We start from the raw sequence: 18443 nt of genomic DNA, 5'->3' as shown, positions 1-18443 counted from the left end.
GTTCATTTGTAACCGTCTATTATTTTACACCCCAGTCTTTTTCAAATATTGCTAGCCCTTGGTCAGTAAGTGGGTGATTAATTAATTGTCTAAGTACTTTTGCTGGCACAGTAATTGAATCAGCACCAAGCCTTGCAGCTTCTATTACATGCGCTGGGCTTCTCACTGATGCAACAAGAACTTTAGTATCAAAACCGTAATTAGAATATATAGTACATATATCTTCTATTAGCGATAAGCCATCATAGCTTATATCATCAAGGCGACCAACAAAGGGGGAAATAAAACAAGCACCGACCTTAGCGGCAAGCAGTGCTTGTCCAGGAGAAAAACATAATGTGATGTTAACAGGTATTTTATGCTCTGTCCATAACTTTTTACAAGAAATTAATCCTTCATGTGTAAGAGGTAATTTGATCACAACATTATCAGCAATTTTTGCTAAATTCAGACCTTCTGTGATCATCTCTTCATGGCTATCTGCAACAACTTCAACACTAACAGGCCCTTTTATAATAGAGCATATTTCACGCACTAAATCCTCGTATTTATCTTTACGCCCGGACTTTGCTATTAAAGAAGGATTAGTTGTTATGCCGTCAATGAACTCCTTTAGTCCTTTAATTTCATTTAAATCAACGCTATCAAGAAAAATTTCCATATTAATCTCCTATAAAAAAAATACCCTTGCAAAATCTTGTCATCCTACCGCTTGACTTACAACCTTATGAACTTTCTGCGTTGTAAACATCAAACAGCCGATAACACAACTGTACAAATATTGAGACATAAGAGTAATTTGTACCAAGAAAAAAGATGTCATCCCAGTGCCCAGACCCCTTAGACAATGTACCATCTTTTGATTTTGTCCATTCTGGGCGGGGTTTTCAAGTTCTTTGATCTTAAATACTACATCTACTTTATCAAGATCAATGTTGACTTCTTTTACTAATGTTCTAATAAGACTACGTTTGGCTTGCCAATCTAGGTCCGATTTAACACTAGAATAAAAGCCCTTTATGCTATTTGTAATAAGATTCATTTTCTGCCGTATTCCCTTTTACCTTTTTCTTCTCTCCTTCAATCTCTTTTAAACGTTACTTCATTTTTTTTATTGCCTGCTTAAAGTCTTCCTTACTTATAGTTAGTGCATACTTTGTTGCCGTAAAAACTTCTGGTACCCAAACAATTGTAATAAGTATACACAATCTTTGTCAACTATTTTCGGCACTGGTATATTGACCTTACCCAGAAAAAGTGGAGAGAAAGAAAAGAGTTCTTTTGGGTAAAATAAAATTTTGGAGGATTAGAAATGGTAAGAGAATATACAGCAGAATTCAAATTGGAAGCTGTTAAACTGGCAAATGAACAAAGAAAGGCAGGTCAAACAATTACAAAAATAGCAAGAGATTTAGGAATAAAGGGTGGTTTATTAGGAAAATGGGTAAAGAAACACAACGAAAAAAAGTCGGCGGCAAATGCATTTCCAGATGTAGCACCTTATGACAAAGAGAGGTTTGATTTACAAAGCAAGAGTAACAAGGGAAAGAGACATTTAAAAAAAAGCCCTGGCCAGTCAAAAAGAGTAAAATATTTTTTTATATAGTAACTGCTATAAAGTACAGGAATTATGTAGGATTTTCTGCTAGTGGCTACTATAAGTGGACCACAAGAAAAATAAGCAGTAGAGAATCAGCAAATAAAGAGCTACTCGCAGCTATTCAAAAAATATATCAAGTTTCTAAATGTAGATATGGAGCTCCTAAAATTCATGCTGAATTGAAGGCTTTGGGTAAAAGTTGCAACTTAAAAACAGTGCAAAGTATTATGCAGAAAAATGGTATTCAGGCTATATTGAGAAGAAAATTTAAAATTAAGAAACAACAAACGGACAGTAGCTCCCAATATATTAGACCAAAACTTTATTGTCGATCAACCAAATAAAGTATGGGATTACTTATATAAAAACCAAAGAAGGATGGCTATATTTGGCAACAATAATCGATCTATATTCACGCATGGTAGTTAATGAGCAGTTCAATAAATAAACAATTGGTTATGGACTCTTTATTAATGGCCGTTAACAAGCGTAAACCTGCCAAAAATCTACTATTACATAGTGATCAAGGTTCACAATATACTTCGCAAGGTTATCAATATCTCTTATCCATAAAAAACATAGATGAGTTATAAAGGTTGTTGTTACGACAATTCTGTTGTGGAAAGCTTCTTCAGTTCTCTAAAAAGGGAGTTACCAATAGACACCTCTCGGCACTCTAAACAGCATATCAAAACTGCTATATTTGAATATATAGAAATTTTTTATAACAAACAACGTCACTATTAACTATTGCATTCCTGAGCATTTTGATTCATCATTCTCTTTGTGAAAAACATTCCAAACTTTCTCTCCACTTTTTCTGGGTAAGGTCAGATACTATAAACTATAAAAAAATTTCTCCGATAGTTCATATAGCAAGTAAATTCACAAAATGAAGACTATTATTTTTATTACAGGTGTATCTACGGTTGGAAAATCAAGTTTGGCTCATATATTAGGTTCAAAGCTTTTTATGCCTAGAAACTTTGCAATTCCACTAACTATAGCTAACCCAAGAAAGGTTTCCCTACGTCATACCGCCGCGGTATCTCAGCATAGATTCCGCTAACGAGTAGCGGAATGACGAATTTGTTGTTTTTCAAATTGTAGGTAAACCTAAGCCACTTTAGCTATACTTGTAGAGAAAAAAGAATAGATGATGATCCTAAATATTTAATAAATTTGACTACTGAGGAATTTCAAAAATCTCAATTTTTTATTAATTGTGATATGGTACATTCTATCTTCATATAGCTTTCCTCTTCATACCTCAACTAATGAAATCAGAAGCATCAACTCCCTTTTGCAAGCAAGCAGCAATAACAGTGTTCATCATTAGAAATGCAATGGTCATTGGGCCAACGCCCCCGGGTACTGGGGTCATAGCTTTGGCTTTCCCTTTTATTCCTTCAAAGTCAACATCACCTACAAGCTTTCCTACGTTAACGCTATTTATGCCAACATCGATCACTATTGCACCTTTCTTTATCCAGTCTGCTTGAACAAAATTTGGCTTTCCGACTGCTGCAACTACTATATCCGCTTTAGAGCAATATTCAGCTAAATCCTTGCTTTGTGAATGCAAGATGGTGACAGTGCAGTTTTCTTGCAATAGCAGGTAAAACATTGGCTTGCCCACGATATTTGACCTACCAATTACCACTGCGTTTTTACCGGAAAGGTTCTCTTCAATTGACTTAATTAAATGCAAAGAACCTTTAGGAGTGCAAGGTATAAGGCAGTTTTTTTCACCTTTAACTAATTTGCCAACGTTTTCATCATGAAAGCCATCTACATCTTTTTCAACACTTACTGTGTTAATTACTCTGCTTGCACTAATATGATTTGGTAAAGGCAATTGCACTAAAATGCCATGCACAGATGGATCTTCATTTAATTCATTGATTTTTTCAATTAATTCATCTTCTAAAATATTATTAGGCAAAACAATGGTCTCAGAACTTATGCCTATTGATTCTGCTTTTTTCTGTTTGTTGCGAACATAAACCTGACTTGCTGGATTGCTACCTATGAGAATTACTTTCAGGCAAGGAAAAATGTTATACTCTCTCTTTAAAATATCAATTTTTTGTGATAGCCTCTCACATAGGTCGTTTGCTATTTTTTTACCATCAATAATAATTGTCACTTCCTTGCCACTCCTTAAAGTCGGGTAATTTGATACCAAATAAATCCAATACTTTGCCAACAGAATGATTAATAATATCATCCAACGATTTCGGTTTAATATAAAAAGCAGGCACTGGTGGAGCAATAATTGCTCCCATCTCCGTTAATTTTAACATATTTTGTAAATGCCCAAGATGCAGTGGTGACTCTCGCACCATAAGAACTAACTTTCTTCTTTCTTTTAGCGTTACATCTGCAGCCCTTGTCAATAGATTGGAAGTAACACCTGATGCGATTTCAGACATTGTCTTCATAGAGCATGGTGCTACAATCATCCCTGAGGTTTTAAATGAGCCGCTTGCTATTTTTTCTCCAATCTTTTCTTCAGAATAGTAAAAATCTGCAAGTGATGTAATATCTTCAAGTTTTTCTTTAATCTCGTGAGCTAAAGTTACTTTCCCAGCACGACTTATCACTAAATGAGTTTCATAATCGACGTCTTTCAACGCTTCTAAAATACGCACACCGTAAATAGAACCAGATGCTCCACTTATTCCAATTACAATTCTGCTATTCACTTAACTCTTCTTCGTAGCTCATTCCCAATGCACGTTTATAGGTATCAAGCAATATTTCTTGTTCCTCTCTGTCATCATCATCCATCTTCCTCAGCCTAATAATTTGTTTCATCACTTTTATATCCCAACCTTCATCTGCGGCTTTTGCATATACATCACGAATGTGATCTTGCACATCCCTCTTTTCTTGTTCAAGTTTTTCGATTCTCTCTATGTAACCCTTCAACTCTTCAGCCGTTATTTTTACTGTATCTTCCATGAAACTCCACTAATTAATTGCTGCCACTAATATTACCAATTTTTACTTGCACTTCAACAACAGTAATAATATTTTTATCTTTTTTTAAAATCTTAAAGCGAAAACCATACATGGAAAACTCCTCGCCTTCGTCAGGAATGCGCTCTATTTCATTCACAATCATACCTGCTAGAGTTGTAGCTTCTTCATCAGGGAGATTCCAGTATAACTGCCTGTTAATGTCCCTAATAGTAGATTTTCCTTCTATGTGATACATATTATCAGATATTTTCTTTATAAAATTCTCCGTAATCAAATCATGTTCATCCGAAATTTCTCCAACTATTTCTTCCAGTATATCCTCAAGAGTTACAATTCCCTGCAGTGCTCCATACTCATCAATAACAAATGCAAGGTGTTTCCTGTTCTTACGGAAGTTGTGAAGTTGCACGCTGAGCGGTGTACTTTCTGGTATGAACCAAGGCCTTGACATAACTTGGGTAATGTCAACTTCTTCCGCTTTATTATTCTTTTCACGCAAAGCATTTATTAGAGCTTTCACGTGAATTACACCTACAATGTTATCTGGTTCCTTCTGCCATAAAGGTACTCTACTGTGACTGCTGGTTAAAATCTCTCTTATTAACTCTTCTTTATTCCGATCTATATCAAGAGAAAATAGGTTTCTTCTATGGGTCATAATTTGTGATATCTCTGTCTCAGCCAAATCAAGTATGCTGCTTAGCATATCTAAATCCTGTTGCAACATAGTTCCTTCACTGCGGTGAAGAGTAATCATATTACGCATTGCATCCGCTGCAGATATCACTTCCTTATCTTTATGCAGCCCACATAATTTTAGGATGAGGTTAACAATAAATTGAATACCTAGTGTCAATGGAGAAAAAATCTTTACAAAAAACAATACAAAATAAGCAGAAAATGATGCAAATTTTTCAGGATTTTGAATAGCATAAGTTTTTGGTAGAACTTCGCAGAACAATAAAATACAAAATGTCATTATAATTGTTGATAGGAGAATGCCCTCATTTCCAAAAAGATTGATAAATATTGCTGTAAATAAAGCAGAGCAAGTAATATTAATAATTGTATTGCCGAGCAATACCGTTCCTATTGTCAATTCTTTCCTATTTAATAAGCGATCTATTACCCTGGCTTTTTTGTTACCGTCTAGCTTTAGCTTATTAACTCGAGAACGGCTAATTGAGGTTAAGCCTATTTCTGCTCCTGAGAACAAAAACGATAAAACTAACAAAACAAAAATTGCTGATGATACTAAGACCAATAACCAATCCATTAAAGTACGATGTTATTGTGATAAAAAATAAAATTAATTTTACATGTTATGAGAGGCATTTGCAAGCCTGAATTTATATTGCCGAATTTTATATACCTTTAATCTTAAAAAACAAATCATAAAGCATATTACACGCTGCGTTCACATGCTCATCCTCAATGATAAGTGGTGGGGTTACCCTTACTACTTTGTTGTTTAAAACCCTAGTTATTATTAAACCTTTATCAAGAGATCGACTAATAATTTTATCAGCTACAAGAGTTGCTAGTTCTATTCCCATTAGTAACCCTTCTCCACGAACTTCTAAAATCATCTCAGGAAATTCTTTAGCTAAAAGCAACAGCTTTTCTTTTAAATATTTACTAATTCTTTTAACATGATCAAAAAAGCCTTCTTTTAGCATTATATCGAGCACTGCATTACCAACAGTCATGGCAAGTGGATTGCCACCATAGGTTGATCCATGAGTTCCTGGAGTAATTGCTTCTGCTATATAATCTTTCACTAAACATGCAGCTACAGGAAAACCGTTACCCATAGCCTTCGCACAGGTTAGCATATCAGGTTCAATGCCGACATTTTGATAATGAAATAAAGAACCGATGCGTCCATATCCGCACTGCACTTCATCAAAGCACAAAATTATTCCTTGAGCTTTTGTTATTTCCCTTACTTTTTGAAGATATTCTACGTCTAGTGGATATACTCCACCTTCGCTTTGTATGGGCTCTAAAAATACAGCAGCTATTTCATTGTTGATTTTTTCTTCTAATGCTTTAATGTCATTTCTTGGCACTTTATCAAAACCAGAAAGGAGCGGAGCAAAACCTTCGCGTGATTTTTCATTGCCTCCAGCAGAAATTGCAGCAATACTGCGGCCATGAAAGCCTCCTTCAATTGTAATAATACGATTACGTTTTGCTTGCCCTTTTGAATAAAAGTAACGACGAATAAACTTAATTGCAGCTTCTGTTGCTTCAAGCCCACTTGAGCAGAAAAAAACTTTATCTGCAAAAGTAAGGGTTGTTAAACGCTCGGCAAGCCTTTCTTGCTCGGGAATAGTGAAAATGTTAGAGCAGTGCCATAATGAGCTCGATTGCTCTTTCAGCTTATCTGTAATGTATGGATGACAATGCCCTAAAGAAGTTGTAGAAATACCTGCAGCAAAATCTAAATATTTTTTACCATCTTTATCAAAAAGATATGCCCCTTCTCCCCTGACTATAGGAGTGTCAAGTCTATTATACGCATTAACAACATGATCCATTTTATAAGTATTGTGGTATTATCTATACTATACCTGAAATGAATCCATTAACACAAAGCTTTTCCTTTAACCTCTTATGCTACTTCAACTAAAAATTTGGCTAATGCAAACCTTTTTTGTCATTCTATAGCTAAAGTGACTTGGTTTTACCAACACTTATTAGCCATTGTAAAAGTTTTTGTTTCTATTGAATGATAGTTGTAGCCTATGCAAGAAGTTTATTGACTTTGAGCGCACTTTAGCCTATACAATTTTAATATCTTAAACTACTGGACATGCCCGATCTAAAGACAATGATGTTAAATTTTGGACCTCAGCACCCAGCTGCACATGGAGTGTTGCGTCTTGTTTTAGAGATGGATGGTGAAGTGATCGAGAGGGCAGATCCCCATATTGGGCTTTTGCACCGCGGTACTGAAAAATTAATAGAACATAAAACGTATCTTCAAGCTTTGCCTTATTTTGATCGCCTTGATTACGTATCACCAATGTCACAAGAGCATGCATATTCACTTTGTGTGGAGAAATTGTTGCAATGTGAAGTGCCAATTAGGGCAAAGTATTTACGTGTCTTGTTTTGTGAACTGACGAGAATACTAAATCATTTACTAAACGTTTCTTCTCAAGCACTTGATGTTGGAGCAATGACCCCTCTTTTATGGCTCTTTGAAGAAAGAGAAAAAATACTGGAATTTTACGAAAGAGCTTCAGGTGCAAGGTTTCACGCAGCTTACATCAGGCCAGGTGGAATTGCAGCAGATGTTCCAGAAGATTTGATTGAGGATATTGCAAAGTTTATAGAGCAATTTCCAAAATATATAGACGATGTTGATGAACTTTTAACAGAAAATAGGATATGGAAGCAACGCACTGTAGGAATTAGTGAAATATCAATTAAACAGGCACTTGATTGGGGCTTTAGTGGCCCAATGTTGCGCGCTGCTGGGCTTGCTTGGGATTTGCGAAAAAGCCAGCCATATGAGATATATGATCAACTAGATTTTGATATACCGATCGGCCAAAATGGCGACTGTTATGACCGTTATCTAGTTAGAATGGCAGAGATTAGGCAATCTATCAGTTTGGTGAAGCAGTGCATAGAGAAAATGCCTGAAGGGCAAATAAAAACTGAAGATAGAAAAATTTCTCCACCGTCAAGAGCAGAGATGAAAAAATCTATGGAAGCTCTGATTCACCATTTTAAGCTCTATTCAGAAGGATATCACGTACCAGAAGGTGAGGCTTACGCAGTTGTTGAGGCACCAAAAGGTGAGTTTGGAGTGTATATAGTTTCAGATGGTACCAATAGACCTTATAGGTGCCGAATAAGAGCACCTGGCTTTGCGCATTTACAAGCCTTAGACTTTATGGCAAAAGGACACATGCTTGCTGACGTTGCAGCAATTATTGGCTCACTCGATATAGTTTTTGGTGAGATTGATAGGTAATCATTGGTACCCGTTCAGGCAATGGCGTCATGCAAGTAGCTGACACATAACTGTACGAACATTTGTTTGCATATGTTAAGTGTTATAGCCGATTTTGCCTCAAACACAAAGGCAGTGCCTTGACTACTTGGATCCAGAAAAATTGATTGTGTACTATACAACATTTTTGATCAAAAGCGTAACCGTTCACTGTTAGACTGCATTCTGTGATTTTTAGCAAAACATGATCTTTCATTTGAGCTTCCTTCAATTTAAAATAAATACAGAAAATTGCTGCCTATAGCTAAACTGACTTAGATTTACCAACAATCGTCATCCCGCTACTTGTTAGCGGCTAAGAGATACCGCGGCGGCATAGCTATCTTCAAAAATATGGTTGAATAATTGTGTGTATAATTATTAATATTTTTAAACACTTTGGCTATGGCTTTATCTAAGTTTCTCGACCCTAAGCTGGATTTAACCTTCAAAAAAATATGTAGGGTCAAGAACTGGCGCGCCTACTTTAGGGTTTGGTGGCTGATCCATTGTTTTCACAATAGGCCTCAATCCAAATTCCCATGTTAACGTTTCCAGCTACCGCCTCGTCAAACGCAGCATCCGCACTACGCTTTCCTAGCAGATTCTTTACCAAAGTTTATAACATATTGTGCTGGTGATGCTTTCGGTTTGTAATACCTTATTCTATAGCCTGAATATAGACCCAGCGTTTTGTATATCCATTCGCTACTCCACTTCTTCCAACCAAACCCTCTCTTCACTTTTAGCTAATAAGTGATTTTCTATTTCACCTTCCAAACTTGCCTCCAGCAGCTTTTTTATAAATGGTGTAAATGCTCCATCCCTTCCTGTTAATGGTCTGCCTTCCCTTATTGATGACAGTATATTTGCTTCCAGTTCTTTGTAATCTACCAAACCGGTAGTTCTGTTTACTACTTTCTGACTCATTGTCAAACCTCCATTTTTTTTATATCAATTTATTACTTTTTTTTTGGTTTGACACACTTTTTTGAACATTCCCTGTTAAGATGCCTAATCTACTTTCAGCTCCTCAGTATGTAAACTGCGTGGTAAAGACTCTAATTCCTTTGCAGCACTTAAACTTTTATTTTTTGCATGTATACCAAGCTTATTGAATTCTCGAGCAGCAGGAAACACCCTTGCTTCAAGAGAGCCAGCAGTTTTATTATAATGATCAACAGCACTTTTTAAGCTCCTGCGCAAATTATCAAAGTTTTCACCCATTGTGCAAATGCGCTCATATAAAATATGACCTAGTTCACTGATTTTCTTTGCGTTTTCAGCTATCATCTCTTGCTTCCATCCATACGCTATTGCTCTCAGCAACGCAATTAGAGTGATCGGTGTTGCAATGATCACTTTTTTTTCCACTCCAATCTCTATCAAAGCAGGCTCATATTCCAGTGCTGCGCTAAAAACCCCCTCCCCTGTTAAGAAAAGCACCACAAGTTCTGGCGTATTTTCAAATTGATTCCAATACTCTTTTTTACCCAAATCATTTATGTGTTTTTTTATTGCCAGGGAATGATTCTTTAATTTCTCCTTTTGTATTTGCAAATCATTTTGTGATATAGCATCCATGTAAGAATCAAGCGGCACTTTAGCATCTATTATTATTTGCTTTCCAGATGGCATTTTGATTATTAAATCAGGACGCAATAAATTATCCTCGTTTTTATCAACCACTGACGGCTGAGTAAAAAAATCGCAATATTCAATCATTCCCGCCATTTCTACCACCCTTTTGAGTTGCATTTCACCCCACTTTCCTCTGATGTGAGGCTTTCTCAAGGCATTAGCAAGGCTGGAAGTTTGGTTCATCAGCGCTCCAATTTGCTCCTTTAAACCTTCATAGGCCCCTACCCTCTCTTTTTCCAGCTCGCGTATTTCATTATCAAATTTTTCTAATTTTTCTTTTATTGGAGTTACAACTTCGTTGATCGTTGCTTGTCTTTTTTTGAAATCGCTTTCCGTTTCTTTTAATTTACTATCGATTACTTCCTTTGCTAAGTTCAGAAAATTATTGTTATTTGTCTGCAAAGCATCAAGAGAGAGCGCTTTAAAAGTGTTTGTTAATCTCTCCTCTGCTTTTGTTAGTAATTCTATTTCCTTTTTCTTTTCCTCACGTTCTTTTTGCAGAGTTACTTCAAGTTCTGCTTTTTTGACCCTTAAATCAACTATTTCTTCATTCTTCGTAAGCAAAGTTTGCTTTGTTTCTTGAAGTTCTTGCTCTAATTTACATAAATTACCCTCAAGGTTTGCTTTCTTTTCGCTCAGTTTTTTTACGATAATGTAGAAAAATAGTAATAGAGAGACAACCAGAGCTATAGAATTGAAAAGCATCAGAATAAAAAAGCTGTATTTACAATTCTATATGATTTTTGTGTGTATAAGAAAGAAAAAAGGAGCACCTAAAGAGGTGACCTTACCCAGAAAAAGTAGAGAGAAAGTTAAGACGTTTTTATCATGAGAATAAATTGTGCAGGAATGCAATAGTTAATAGTAGAATGTCTACGTTATTTGTTATAAAAGATTTCTATGTATTCAAATATGGCAGTTCTGGTTTGTTGAGCGAGAAGTATCAATAAGCAGCTCCCTTTTAAGTGAACTTTTCTGCAACAGAGTTATCGTAACAACAGCCCTTATGGCTCATGCTGGAAATGATGTTTTTTGTATTCAATAGAAATTGGTAATTTTGAGAGGTATACTGTGACCCTTGATCGCTATGTAACAGCAGATTTTTATCGGGTTTGCGTTTATCAACGGCCATCAATAAAGAATCTATAACTAATTATCATGTTACTCATTAACCACCATGCGTGAATATAGGTCAATTATTGCCGCCAACAACCTTCTTTAGTTTTTATGTAGGTAATCCCAAACTTTATTTGGCTGATCAGTAGTAAAATTTTGATCCAATGTGTTCGGAGCCACAACTCGGTTGCTTATTTGCTGTTTTTTATTTTTGAACCTTCGTCTAAACTTGGCTTTAATGCCATTTTCTTGCATAACACTTTGTACTGTTTTAATTTTTGCCTAAAGCTTTTAATTCAGCGTGAATTTTAGGGGCTCCATATCTGCATTTAGAAGCTTGATGTATTTTTTGAATATCTGCTAGAAGCCCTTCTTTTGCTAATTCTTTACTGCTTTTTTCCTTAGCAACCCATACCACCAGTATAAAACCCTACATAGTTCCTGTGTTTTATAGCAATTTCTATATAAAAGAATACTTTACTCTTTTTCTTTGCCCAGGGCTTTTTTTAAGATGTCTCTTTCTCTTATTAGCTCTTTTTTTAGATCAAATCTTTCTTTGTCATAAGGAGCCTTTGCCTGGAAATGCGTATGCTACAGACATTTTTCCATCATATTTTCTTACTTAACATACTACCATCTATACCTAGATCTTTTGCTATTTTTGTACTTGCTTGACCTGTTTCTTTAACCAGCTTAACAGCTTCTAATTTGAATTCTGCTGTATATTCTCTTCTATTTGTCATATTTTGAAAAAACGTTTTATTTTACTCCAAAAACGTCTTAACTTTCTCTCTACTTTTTCTGGGTAAGGTCACTACTTGGATGACAGATAGTAGTGCGAAAGTCTCTTACAACTTACTTTTAATTAGTCTAACCCATGCGTGCCAATCCCTCTCACCAAGATTGCTTTCAAAAGATAGGAGATCCTTTACAGCTTTTGAGCAAATTTCTTCACTTGGAATTGATAACTCCTTATTCATTGCTAACGTTAAACATTGAGTTTTGCACGCTTGTTCTAAATGATACGAGTAAAACATTGCTTCTTGTATAGTCCGACCACACGTTATAGATCCATGATTACGCATTAACATGACAAAATTTTCTTTCAGATCAGCTATTAACCTCTTTCCTTCTGTATCGCTAAGTGCTAGGGAATTATAATTATGGTAAGAGATTTTATTGTAAAAGTGCAGTGCCCATTGACTTATAGGAAGCAGCCCATCTTTGAGAGAAGAAACCGCTACAATAGAAGGTGTATGCAAGTGAAAAATTGCTTGAATATCTTTCCTTGCTTGATAAACAAAACCATGAATTATATAGCCAGTTCTATTATATTGATATTCTTTGCCTTCAATTACATCTCCATCAAATGATACTTTCATTAACGAACGTTCATCTACTTCATCAAAACGCATACCAAACGGATAAATATAAAACGACTTTTGATCTTCAGAACGCACTGAAAGGTGAGTATATGTATGATCATCGAACTTAAGGTAGGACAAAATCTGATAGGCATAGACTAGATCCCTTTTTACTCTGCTCTTTGTTAACAACACAATCCTCTGTTAGAATCTTCTGAAGGTTTATACGCGAAAAGAGACTTGTAGTAAACTAATAAGTCTATGCCACTCTGTCTTGCTTTCTGAATACCAAACACTTTTGTGTTGTAGCTTGCTTAAAAATAGTTATCATTATTATAGAGTTTATATACAGAATTTATGTTTTTAAATTACATAATATCTTAACTACAAAAGTAATTTTCTATATAATATTTCATATGTTTTAAAGCTTCATTTTTATGTTATTATAAATGTAAGTTTCAAGATTGAAAATAATATGGTAAATATTAACACAAAAAAACAGCCAGCAGGATTTTTCATATATCTCTCTGGTCTTTCGGGAAGTGGTAAACTTTCCACAGCAATAGAATTATCTAATATGATAAACGCATTAATTGTAAATAGTAAGTTCTATAACAATGTTCAAGCTTGCTCTATATACGATGGTGTCTTTGAACGTGATCAAATACCTAAAGAAGTTCAAGATAGAATATATGGCATTATGCAAATTATGCTTCAGGTAATAGAAAATTATCCGATTCACTCAAAAAATTACATATTTATTGATGAGTTGATGGAAAATAATGACCAGAACATGAGGATGTATGATTCAATAGTAAGGCTTAGTAAAAAAATGAACACAGAAATCCTTCCTGTGGTACTTAGGTGTGATCTACCGACATTACAAAAGCGTATTGCATTAAAAAGGCAAAGAAAAAATAGGAAGGTGATTAATCTAAATAGCATTGTAGAGAAATTTAGGACTGACGATTTATTTATACCACCAAGTGCCATAGAGATAGAAAATTCAGATATGAGTATAAAAGAAGTAGCTCAAGAGATAGTAAACCAGATGCACAAGCTTAGTAACATTGCATGTACGCGAAAGAATAGTCTATAATGATTTCATATACTGAGGCTCATTTAAATATAGAGCTTCAACTTCATTTAATTTTTGCTTGTTCTCTAATCTATAACGGACTAATAGCCCTGCATGGCTAGCATTTAAATTGCAATCCATATGTGTACTGCTTGTAGCGTGACACTGGGATCCAGGTGCAGATAGTGGCAATAAATTGAAATCAAATAACTGCGTATAAAACCCTTGAGCATTTTTGACTATAGCTCTGATATTTTTTTTGTTATTCGTACAAAGCAAAGATATTGCGTAGGCTTGAACTTCCAGCGCACTAACTCCGTATAATGGCTTATTTGTAGCAAGATTTATACCTTGTGCAGCTGATATACCAACTCTAATTCCAGTGAAACTTCCTGGTCCAACTACTACCACTAAATGATCTATTTTATCATAATTATAGTTGTGCTTATCAAACAAAGTATTCAGAATTTGAAAAAATGATTCTGCATGATTGTTGCTGGCGGAATTGTGCTCTACAAAACAGTTACCATCATAATCAACTATTGCTATTGAACTACCAATACCTACAGTATCAATCGCTAAAATAGACATTACTTAAGCTTATCATAGAGTTTTGTAAACATTATAGCAAAGGCTCCATTACCCATAACGTTTGCTGAAGTGATTATTGGATCAAACACTATATACAGTGCTGTGATTAACGAAAGCATTTCTGGAGAAAATTTGAGGTATTTCTCAAGAATAGGTAGCATTACCATAATTCCTCCTGCCGGAACTGCCACGATAGCAAACTTAAATAACAAAAAATAGAGAAGGAAAGTTACATAGTCTGTTGTGCACAATGAATAACCGGAGGCAATTATCATTGATAATATTATAATAAAAAAGCAATCACCTACTAAATGAAAGCTAGCAGTTATTGGCACAACAGACGATGCTATGTCAGGTTGCTTTACATTTTTTTTGCTTCCTTCAAGAGTAAGCGGCATAGTTGCATTACTAGACATTGTGCTCATTGCAGTAATAAATGCCGGTATCATATTGCCTATACTAGCTATCCAGCTTGTGATCTTGAATGAATTTGCTGCTCCATATAAGAGGAAAACATAAAGGTAGGTTGCAGATGCTATAATAATGAAAATTATTGAGTAATCCTTAAATATTATAGATAAAACTTGATCATGCTGCATTTTTAAAGCAAGCCCAAGTACAAATATTGGAATAATCGGCGTCAAAAACGTCTTCAAAATAAAGAGAGTTAAATCTAACATTTTGTTCGAAAGCTCTCTGCTTTTTTTGGGTAGCAGTGTGGACACTACTATGCTGGACACAAATCCACAAGCAAGGGCATAAAAATTAGAAAGCAATGCAGGCAGTCTAAACGACCATAAGGGAACAATTGTTTCTTCATACGTTATATCTTGTATTGAATAAGTGTTTTGTATGATAAAATGCCCAACAGAATAAGCTATTAAACTTGAAGCCAGATTCGATAAGAAGATCATTATAATAAGTAACAATATGAACTTTATAGCTGACTGCTTAAGATTGTTAACACTGCTAAAGATTAACGCAAAAATAATAAAAGGCATTATAAATAGCAAAACCTCTTTTATACTAAGGCTCGTTGAGTACAAGAAGGTTTTTACTTCCATTGGAACTAAATGACCAAAGAATGCAGCTGAAGTGATGACCGTGAGTAAGATTAATAGTTGTAGCACGTTCTTATATACCAATGTCCTATGGACATATATATGGTAAGTTAGTTGTTAAGTAAAGCAAAACTGTCTAAACTGCACAGCAAATGGTGTAATGAAAGTGGAATGACAAAAAAGAGTGAAATTAGCATTCACTTATTATTCGTGTCATTTTCAGTAAAAGCTTCTTCCCACGTGCCTTGAGTTGCTGCGCGGCTATACTCTGTTACTCTATTTTCAAAGAAATTCGTATGTTCAACGCCATTTAGTATTTCATCAAGCCACGGAATAGGATTATCATTGACATCATATATGGACTCAAGACCTAATTGCATTAACCGTCTGTTTGCTACGTAGCGTATGTAATTGCGCACTTCTTCTGCGGATAGTCCTTCAACATCTCCTAAATCAAAGGCAAGCTTTATGAATTCGTCCTCAAGTTCAACGATGGTGCGACATGCAGAATATAATTCCTCTTTAAACTCGTTGTCCCAAATTTCATTATTCTCTTTAATAAATGTATTAAATAACATGATAATTGAATTGGTGTGCAAAGTTTCATCACGGGCTGACCAGGCGATTATCTGCCCCATTCCTTTCATTTTTCCAAAACGTTGGAAATTGAGCAAAATTGCAAATGATGCAAATAACTGCAACCCTTCAGTGAATGCACCAAACACTGCTAGAGTTTTAGCTACATGTTTTTTATCGTGTTTTTTGCTTTCCTCGAATTCCAACATATATTCATATTTCTTTCTCATAGCATCATACTTTAAAAATGCTTGATACTCACTTTCTGGCATGCCAATTGTGTCTAAAAGATAAGAATAAGCTGCAATGTGTATGGTTTCCATATTGGAAAAGCTTGCAAGCATCATGCATATTTCTGTTGGCTTAAATATATTTGAATAATGCCTCATGTAGCAGTTATTTACTTCAATGTCTGCCTGAGTAAAAAATCTAAAGATCTGGGTTAGTAGATTTTTTTCTACACTTGAAAGTTTAGTTTTCCAATCCTTCACGTCATCAGCGAGCGGAACTTCTTCAGGTATCCAATGGATTCTTTGTTGCTGCAGCCACGCATCATACGCCCAAGGGTAATTAAAAGGTTTGTATATTGGATCTGCTTCTAACAATGACATAAGACACCTATTATTTTCTAAAGTAAATATTATATTAAGTGATATTGAGAATCAGTCAATTTAACTTTTTTGAAATTTGACGGCAGATAATTTATTAGTGTATTATAGCTTCAAGTAATTTATCAACAGAAATGCGAGTATTAATATCTTTTATTTTATTATTTACAGTGAGCTGCACTCACACTATTCACAATCACGGAGCTCCTGGCATTAGTGTTGAATTGTGGAGCAAGATAAAAGTAGGTGACGATAAAGAAAAAGTGGTTCACACTTTAGGATCACCAACATTAGTATCAAAGTTCGATGACAATGTTTGGTACTATGTCTCATATAAAATTAAACAAGCCAATTTTTTAGGAAAAAGGAAGTATAGTAGTAAGTCTCTGCAAATTTCATTCGACCAGGACGGTAAAGTTGAAGATACAAAAGAAACTGACATCTTAGAGAGATCTTTGGCTGTTTCTGATTGAAAGTTTGCTCAGATCTTCCTACGTCATACCGCGGTTCATTCCATAACTGTACGAACATTGCGATTTGGGCCTACCAGAAGGGTGTCATGAAAGTAGCTGACACTAGTTCCTTTATGACGGCAGTGCCCAGACTACTTGGATCCAGGAAACTTAATTGCAAGTAATGCATTGGGTTTGGTAAGTATGGGTTTTGCGTTATAGAATGAAGCACTTTTGGTGAATTTGTAAAGAAAACTGGATCCCAGTGGGCTTTGTTGCATCGCTAGCTATGATGGATTAAAGATAAAAAAGATAGGGAATATCAGTAGCTTATTATTCTGGTATTTATAACAAGAACGGTCAATGAATACCTAAATTTGAGTAAAAGAAATTTCACTACCATTTACCAATCCGGCTAAAATTCAAGAATTTCAATGCTTTAGCTATTTTCAATAGAATTAAATTTATTAATATAAATAACAAATTACTATTCTTAAATTTGATCAGATTGATTGCAAAAAAACAAGATTTTCAATAGGTTGCTTATAATCCTAACTATAGTTAGCCTTTCATAAGTAGCGATGCAACAAAGCCATCCCAGTGTCAAGCACTGGGATGACACCATTTGTTGTAAACTCACTTTTACTCTATGGTTATACTACCTTGCTGCTATTCTGAACGGATACAGTGGGCTTATTAAATTATAGAATTACTTTAGCTATAGAATAAAATCTAGTGTTACTTCACGCCAAATGTGGTGGTGCTGAGTAGGCAAGCCGGTCAATGGGCTACATTTATATACTGCACGCATTGCATTATCTGCTATCGACCTGAAAAGTGGATTATTTCGATAGGAATCACTGTCTGCTACATCCGCCATAATTATCTCGCCTTGACTGGATAACAATAAGTTAATTTTTATATTAAAATTTTCTTTGTAAGCTATGCTTTCAGGAATGCTCCAGCATTTTGTGAGCTTGTCTCTTATAGAGTTAATAATTTCTGTTACAACTAATTCATCCTTTTTGCTCTCAACGCTTTTTTCGTTTCCTATTTCATTTTTTGCCCCTCTAACATCCCTTCTTAGTTTTTTCTCTACACTTTTTTTTCTTTTTGGAATTGGAATGAATTCTTTACCCTCGTTAATAATGACTTCTTCTTGCATTTCGATAATTTGCCTCGGTTGTGCTACAACAGTGTGCTCAACTATTTCTTTTTTCCTTTGTGGTATAGGAACAGCTAACGTATCATTCGTTTGGGCTTTTGTTGAAGATAACGAAAAAAGCAAAAAACAACATAAAGACAAAAAAAGAATATAATTCGAATAGAAAAAACGCATATGTTAAGCAGCTTGTTTTA

Annotated in this window: 16 protein-coding genes and 3 pseudogenes; 4 read left to right on the top strand and 15 right to left on the bottom strand. The window is 35.0% G+C overall.

The features are described from left to right. Positions 1-19 precede the first annotated feature (19 nt). Complete coding sequence (gene fsa / locus ACQH3L_RS02625; RefSeq protein WP_007552982.1) at positions 20-661, bottom strand: fructose-6-phosphate aldolase; 642 nt, start codon at positions 659-661, stop codon at positions 20-22. A 39-nt stretch (positions 662-700) separates the two neighbouring features. Further along, a complete protein-coding gene (locus tag ACQH3L_RS02620) occupies positions 701-1042 on the bottom strand; it encodes a hypothetical protein (RefSeq protein ID WP_010082297.1) in 342 nt (113 codons plus the stop codon). A gap of 270 nt (positions 1043-1312) precedes the next feature. Between ACQH3L_RS02620 and ACQH3L_RS02615 the strand changes: the two are divergent. Next, a pseudogene (locus ACQH3L_RS02615) lies at positions 1313-2390 on the top strand (IS3 family transposase). Between the two features lie 480 nt (positions 2391-2870). Here the strand turns inward: ACQH3L_RS02615 and folD are convergent. The 5 genes from folD to ACQH3L_RS02590 form a co-directional block, all read right to left on the bottom strand. Further along, a complete protein-coding gene (folD, locus tag ACQH3L_RS02610) occupies positions 2871-3749 on the bottom strand; it encodes a bifunctional methylenetetrahydrofolate dehydrogenase/methenyltetrahydrofolate cyclohydrolase FolD (protein ID WP_010082295.1) in 879 nt (292 codons plus the stop codon). Then, positions 3733-4308, bottom strand: coding sequence for a UbiX family flavin prenyltransferase (locus ACQH3L_RS02605; RefSeq protein ID WP_425384949.1), 576 nt, complete (start codon positions 4306-4308; stop codon positions 3733-3735). The genes folD and ACQH3L_RS02605 overlap by 17 nt, the downstream gene beginning before the upstream one ends. Next, positions 4301-4567, bottom strand: coding sequence for a DUF2312 domain-containing protein (locus tag ACQH3L_RS02600; RefSeq protein ID WP_010082293.1), 267 nt, complete (start codon positions 4565-4567; stop codon positions 4301-4303). The genes ACQH3L_RS02605 and ACQH3L_RS02600 overlap by 8 nt, the downstream gene beginning before the upstream one ends. 13 nt (positions 4568-4580) lie before the next feature. Beyond that, positions 4581-5864, bottom strand: a complete 1284-nt coding sequence (locus tag ACQH3L_RS02595) for an HlyC/CorC family transporter (RefSeq protein ID WP_010962674.1) — start codon at positions 5862-5864, stop codon at positions 4581-4583. Positions 5865-5952: 88 nt separating this feature from the next. After that, positions 5953-7131 (bottom strand): aspartate aminotransferase family protein, encoded by a 1179-nt coding sequence (locus ACQH3L_RS02590; protein WP_006280246.1) that lies wholly within the window; start codon positions 7129-7131, stop codon positions 5953-5955. Between the two features lie 275 nt (positions 7132-7406). Here ACQH3L_RS02590 and ACQH3L_RS02585 point away from each other — a divergent pair, with 275 nt between their 5' ends. After that, positions 7407-8579 carry an NADH-quinone oxidoreductase subunit D gene (locus tag ACQH3L_RS02585; protein ID WP_010962676.1) on the top strand — a complete coding sequence of 391 codons (1173 nt, stop codon included), beginning with the start codon at positions 7407-7409 and terminating at the stop codon, positions 8577-8579. 753 nt (positions 8580-9332) lie between these two features. On the opposite strand, the pseudogene ACQH3L_RS02580 reads toward ACQH3L_RS02585, so the two are convergent. The 4 genes and pseudogenes from ACQH3L_RS02580 to ACQH3L_RS02565 all read right to left on the bottom strand — a co-directional run. After that, positions 9333-9527, bottom strand: a pseudogene (locus tag ACQH3L_RS02580) (IS256 family transposase); the annotation flags it as partial. A gap of 84 nt (positions 9528-9611) precedes the next feature. Next, positions 9612-10943, bottom strand: coding sequence for a DNA recombination protein RmuC (gene rmuC, locus ACQH3L_RS02575; RefSeq protein ID WP_038199773.1), 1332 nt, complete (start codon positions 10941-10943; stop codon positions 9612-9614). Positions 10944-11116: 173 nt separating this feature from the next. Next, a pseudogene (locus ACQH3L_RS02570) lies at positions 11117-12097 on the bottom strand (IS3 family transposase). Positions 12098-12202: 105 nt separating this feature from the next. Continuing rightward, entirely contained in the window at positions 12203-12913 is a 711-nt protein-coding gene (locus ACQH3L_RS02565; protein ID WP_010082280.1) for a class II aldolase/adducin family protein, read from the bottom strand. Between the two features lie 280 nt (positions 12914-13193). On the opposite strand from ACQH3L_RS02565, the gene ACQH3L_RS02560 reads away from it, so the two are divergent. Beyond that, positions 13194-13817, top strand: coding sequence for an AAA family ATPase (locus tag ACQH3L_RS02560; protein ID WP_010082279.1), 624 nt, complete (start codon positions 13194-13196; stop codon positions 13815-13817). Here the strand turns inward: ACQH3L_RS02560 and tsaB are convergent. The 3 genes from tsaB to ACQH3L_RS02545 all read right to left on the bottom strand — a co-directional run bounded on the left by tsaB (position 13812) and on the right by ACQH3L_RS02545 (position 16635). Continuing rightward, the gene (gene tsaB, locus ACQH3L_RS02555; protein WP_010962437.1) at positions 13812-14387 is read right to left on the bottom strand and encodes a tRNA (adenosine(37)-N6)-threonylcarbamoyltransferase complex dimerization subunit type 1 TsaB; all 576 of its coding nucleotides are present in this window, start codon (positions 14385-14387) and stop codon (positions 13812-13814) included. The genes ACQH3L_RS02560 and tsaB overlap by 6 nt on opposite strands. Then, positions 14387-15517 (bottom strand): cation:dicarboxylate symporter family transporter, encoded by a 1131-nt coding sequence (locus ACQH3L_RS02550; protein WP_006280118.1) that lies wholly within the window; start codon positions 15515-15517, stop codon positions 14387-14389. Before ACQH3L_RS02550 ends, tsaB begins: the two co-directional genes overlap by 1 nt. A gap of 128 nt (positions 15518-15645) precedes the next feature. Continuing rightward, positions 15646-16635: a ribonucleotide-diphosphate reductase subunit beta gene (locus ACQH3L_RS02545; RefSeq protein ID WP_006280119.1), complete on the bottom strand. Its 990-nt coding sequence runs from the start codon at positions 16633-16635 to the stop codon at positions 15646-15648. A 131-nt stretch (positions 16636-16766) separates the two neighbouring features. Here ACQH3L_RS02545 and ACQH3L_RS02540 point away from each other — a divergent pair, with 131 nt between their 5' ends. Continuing rightward, entirely contained in the window at positions 16767-17105 is a 339-nt protein-coding gene (locus ACQH3L_RS02540; RefSeq protein ID WP_006279908.1) for an outer membrane protein assembly factor BamE, read from the top strand. Positions 17106-17802: 697 nt separating this feature from the next. Here the strand turns inward: ACQH3L_RS02540 and ACQH3L_RS02535 are convergent. Continuing rightward, positions 17803-18423: a hypothetical protein gene (locus ACQH3L_RS02535; RefSeq protein ID WP_022626225.1), complete on the bottom strand. Its 621-nt coding sequence runs from the start codon at positions 18421-18423 to the stop codon at positions 17803-17805. Positions 18424-18443: the final 20 nt, after the last annotated feature.

This window comes from Wolbachia endosymbiont (group A) of Sturmia bella (assembly GCF_964030905.1).
Classification (GTDB): domain Bacteria; phylum Pseudomonadota; class Alphaproteobacteria; order Rickettsiales; family Anaplasmataceae; genus Wolbachia; species Wolbachia pipientis.
Note: the sequence above shows the minus strand (reverse complement) of the source record. Positions and strands in the feature narration are given on the sequence as shown.

Coding starts and splice junctions, on each gene's coding strand:
- fsa (WP_007552982.1), bottom strand. CDS start 661: ATGGAAATTTTTCTTGATAGCGTTGATTTAAATGAAATTAAAGGACTA.
- ACQH3L_RS02620 (WP_010082297.1), bottom strand. CDS start 1,042: ATGAATCTTATTACAAATAGCATAAAGGGCTTTTATTCTAGTGTTAAA.
- ACQH3L_RS02600 (WP_010082293.1), bottom strand. CDS start 4,567: ATGGAAGATACAGTAAAAATAACGGCTGAAGAGTTGAAGGGTTACATA.
- ACQH3L_RS02595 (WP_010962674.1), bottom strand. CDS start 5,864: ATGGATTGGTTATTGGTCTTAGTATCATCAGCAATTTTTGTTTTGTTA.
- ACQH3L_RS02590 (WP_006280246.1), bottom strand. CDS start 7,131: ATGGATCATGTTGTTAATGCGTATAATAGACTTGACACTCCTATAGTC.
- ACQH3L_RS02585 (WP_010962676.1), top strand. CDS start 7,407: ATGCCCGATCTAAAGACAATGATGTTAAATTTTGGACCTCAGCACCCA.
- rmuC (WP_038199773.1), bottom strand. CDS start 10,943: ATGCTTTTCAATTCTATAGCTCTGGTTGTCTCTCTATTACTATTTTTC.
- ACQH3L_RS02560 (WP_010082279.1), top strand. CDS start 13,194: ATGGTAAATATTAACACAAAAAAACAGCCAGCAGGATTTTTCATATAT.
- tsaB (WP_010962437.1), bottom strand. CDS start 14,387: ATGTCTATTTTAGCGATTGATACTGTAGGTATTGGTAGTTCAATAGCA.
- ACQH3L_RS02545 (WP_006280119.1), bottom strand. CDS start 16,635: ATGTCATTGTTAGAAGCAGATCCAATATACAAACCTTTTAATTACCCT.
- ACQH3L_RS02540 (WP_006279908.1), top strand. CDS start 16,767: ATGCGAGTATTAATATCTTTTATTTTATTATTTACAGTGAGCTGCACT.
- ACQH3L_RS02535 (WP_022626225.1), bottom strand. CDS start 18,423: ATGCGTTTTTTCTATTCGAATTATATTCTTTTTTTGTCTTTATGTTGT.